The following is a 3,990-nucleotide window of genomic DNA, read 5'->3' on the forward strand; positions in this document are numbered from 1 at the left end:
TTCGGCCCCGCGCTCGGCGTCGGTGATCGCCCCCGCGGGGTGCTCGGCGAGCTCGGCGTCGAGGCCGGCGGCGTCGACGTGCAGCGCGGGGACCTCGGTCGCCGGCAGCAGCTGTGCGGTCCCGGTCGTCGTCAGCAGCAGCACGGGGGCGGCGTCCTCGAGCATGAACGCGATGCGCTCGGCGGGGTAGTCGGGGTCGACGGGCAGGTACGCGGCGCCGGCCTTGACCACGGCGTACATCGCGACGAGCAGGTCGAGCGAGCGCGGGATCGCGAGCGCCACGAGCCGCTCCGGCCCGCAGCCCCGGCGCAGCAGGAGCCGGGCCAGCCGGTTCGCGCGGGCGTCGAGCTCGGCGTACGTCAGCGTGCTGCCCTCGAAGACCACCGCCGGCGCGTCCGGGGTGCGGCGGGCCTGGGCCTCGAACAGCGAGACCAGCGTCGCGTCGGGGACGTCGGCCGCGGTGTCGTTCCAGGTCTCCAGGACGCGCTCGCGCTCGGGGGCCTCGATCAGCGCGACGCGGCCGACCCGCTCGGTCGTGTCCGCGGCGTACGCCTCGAGGATCTGCACCAGCCGCCGGCCGAGCGTCGCCGGCTCCTCGGGCAGCAGCGCCGGGCGCGCGTCGAGCCGCAGGGCGAGCCGCTCGCCGGGGACGACGACGAGGGTGAGCGGGTAGTGCGTCGTGTCGTGGATCGCCACGTCGGTGACGCGGACGCCGTCCACCGGCTCGAGGGCCGCGGGGTCCAGCGGGTAGTTCTCGAAGACCGTGAGGGTGTCGAAGAGCTCGGCGTGCCCGACGGTGCGGGAGATCTCGGAGAGCCCGAGGTGCTGGTGCGCCAGCAGCCGGGACTGCTCCTCCTGGACGCGGGCGAGGAGCTCGGCGAGCGACTCGGCCGGGTCGAGCCGGACGCGCACGGGGACGGTGTTGATGAAGAGGCCGACCATCGTCTCGACGCCCGGGACCTCCGGCGAGCGGCCGGAGACGGTGGCACCGAAGACGACGTCGTCGCGCCCGGTGAGCCCGGCGAGCAGCAGCGCCCACGCGCCCTGCACGACGGTGTTCAGCGTGACGCCGTCGCGGCGCGCGGCGGCGGCGAGCGCGGCCCCGAGGCCCTCCCCGAGGTCGAGAGGGGCGCGCTCGAGGGCGGCGGTGGCGCGCGCGGCGTCGGGGGCGGCGACGAGCGTCGGCGTCGTCAGCCCGTCGAGCGCGGTGCGCCACGCCTCCCGCGCCTGCTCCGCGTCCTGCCGCCCGAGCCAGGCCAGGTGCTCGGTGTACGCGGTCACCCGCGGCAGCGCGGCGCCGGGGGCCGCGTACCGGGTGAAGAGCTCCACGGCGAGCAGCGGCATGGACCACCCGTCGAGCAGGAGGTGGTGGTTGGTGAGGACGAGGCGGTGCCGCTCGGCGCCGAGCCGCACGAGCGTGAGGCGCAGCAGCGGCGGGGCGGCGAGGTCGAAGGGGCGGGCCCGGTCCGCGTCGAGCAGGTGGCCGAACGCCTCCTCACGGGCGGCGTCGGACAGCGGGCCGGACAGGTCGGCCTCGGCCCAGGGCAGCCGGGCCGCGGCCGGGACGACGGCGACCGGGCGGTCGAGCACGTCGGCGTGGAAGCCGGCGCGCAGGTTCGGGTGGCGGGCGAGCAGGTGCTCCCCGGCCGCGCGCAGCCGGGCGGGGTCGAGCGGGCCGGCGAGGTCGAAGACGAACTGCACCGTGTAGGCGTCCTCGCCGGCTGCCCCGTAGAGCGCGTGGAAGGTCAGCCCGTCCTGCAGCGGCGTCAGCGGCAGCACGTCGACGAGGCCGGGGACGCGGGCCTCGAGGGCTTCCACGTCCTGCTGGGCGAGCGTCGCGAGCGTCAGGTCGCTCGGCGTGCGCCCGCCGGCGCCGGGCCCCGCGGCGTGGTCGGCGATCGCCGTGAGGGCCGCTGCCCAGCAGTCGGCGAGCTCGCGGACGTCGCGCTCGTCCAGCACGCCCGGCGCCCACGTCCAGCTGGCGACGAGCTGCTGGTCGCGGACGAGCGCGTCGACGGCGAGCGGGTGGGTGAGCGGCGCCTCGGGGTCGGCGCCGGCGGTGAGACCGGCCTCCAGCAGCGGCCAGCCGGCCGTGCCCGACACCCGGCCCAGGTAGTTGAAGGAGATCTGCGGGCCCGCCGCGGCGGCGAGCGCGGCGTCTCCCGCGAGGTGGCGCAGGAGGCCGAAGCTCTCGCCCGCGGGCGACGTGCGCAGCTGCTCCTTGACCCGCTTGAGCGTGGCACCGGCAGCGGGGCCGCCCTGCAGCGCGTCGGCGACGTCGAGGCCGTCCAGGTGCAGCGCCGCGGGGAAGACCGCCGTGAACCAGCCGACCGTGCGCGACAGGTCGAGGGTCTCGCCGAGCAGGCCGCGGCCGTGCCCCTCCAGGCTGAGCTGCACGGTGCCCTGCTCCGCGCCGCGCCGCCTACGCCACGCGGACACGGCGAGCGCGAGCCCGGTGAGGAGCACCTCGTCGGCGCGGGCGGTGAAGGCCGCCGCGACGGGCCCGGTCAGCGCGGCGGTCAGGTCGGCCGGCAGGGTCAGCGTGAGCCGGCCAGCGGATCCGCACGTGTCGCGGCGCGGGTCGAACGCGACCGGTGACAGGGGCGGGCCGGGGTCGGCGAGCACGTCGAGCCAGCGTGCGGCCTCTCCCGCCTGCGCCAGCTCGTCGGCGACGGCGGGAAGCCGCGCCGCCCAGGCGCGGTAGGAGGTGGGGGCGGGCACTAGAGCGGCTGCGCCGTCGGCCGACGCCGCGGCAAGGTCCTCGAGCAGCACGCCCCACGACACGCCGTCGACGACGAGGTGGTGCGCGACCAGGAGGAGGCGGCCGTCCGCGTCGCCGCGGGGCATCCACACCGCCTGCACCATCTGGCCGGACGCCGGCCGGAGCCGGTCCCGTGCCGCGGCGGCCTGCTCGCGGACGAGCTCGTCCAGCGCGCCGTCGTCGAGCCCCTCGGCAGGCGCGACGCGCAGGCACGTCCCGGCGTCGACGCTGCCCTCCGGCGCGATGTCGAGCGCCCACCCGCCGTCGGCACCGCTGCCCAGCCGCATCCGCAGCGCGTCGTGGGTGTCGAGCACCGCCTGCAGGGCGCCCCGCAGGCGTGCCACGGAGAGGGCCGCGGGCGTCCCGACGAGCACGGACTGGTTCACGCCGTCCACCGGGCCGCCGCGCTCGCGCAGCCAGTGCACGACCGGCGGCGCCTCGACGTCGCCGACACCGTCCGCGACGTCCCCGCCCGCGTCGTCCGCGAGCTCGACCGCCGCGGCGGCGAGCGCCTCGACGGTCTTGAGGTCGAAGACGTCGCGCGGGGTGAGGGCGAGCCCCGCCGCCCGGGCCCGGCTGACGAGCTGCAGCGCGACGATGCTGTCGCCGCCGAGGTCGAAGAAGTTGTCGTCGATGCCGACGTCCGGCAGCCCGAGCACCGCGCCGACCAGGGCGCAGAGGGTGCGCTCCCGGCCGGTGCGGGCGGCCCGCGACGCGGCGTCGCCGGCGAACTCGGGCGCCGGGAGCGCGGCGCGGTCGAGCTTGCCGCTCGGGGTGAGCGGGAGCGCCGCCAGCGGAAGGACCGCCGCGGGCACCATGTACGCCGGCAGCGCCGCCGCGACGTGCGCCCGCAGCGCGTCGGCGTCCACCGGGCCGGCCGCTGCGTGCGGGGCCGGGACGACGTACGCCACCAGCCGGTCGACGCCGGGCACGTCCTGCCGCACGAGCACCGCGGCCTGCGCCACGCCGGGGTGGCCGGCGAGCACCGCCTCCACCTCGCCCAGCTCCACCCGGAAGCCGCGCAGCTTGACCTGCGTGTCGACCCGGCCGAGGTACTCGATCTCGCCGTGCTCGTTCCACCGCGCCCGGTCGCCGGTGCGGTACATCCGCTCGCCGCCACCCGCGACGGGGTCCGCCACGAACCGCTCGGCGGTGAGGCCGGGCCGGTCCAGGTAACCCCGGGCGAGGCCGGTCCCGGCGAGGTACAGCTCGCCGGCGGTCCCGGGCGG

1 protein-coding gene is annotated in these 3,990 nt (G+C 77.8%); it reads right to left on the reverse strand.

All coding sequences use genetic code 11. The features are described from left to right. On the reverse strand, positions 1-3,990 hold a 3,990-nt coding region (locus G9H71_RS21355; RefSeq protein ID WP_166284789.1), incomplete at both ends, for a condensation domain-containing protein.

It is taken from the genome of Motilibacter deserti, assembly GCF_011250635.1.
Lineage (GTDB): Bacteria > Actinomycetota > Actinomycetes > Motilibacterales > Motilibacteraceae > Motilibacter_A > Motilibacter_A deserti.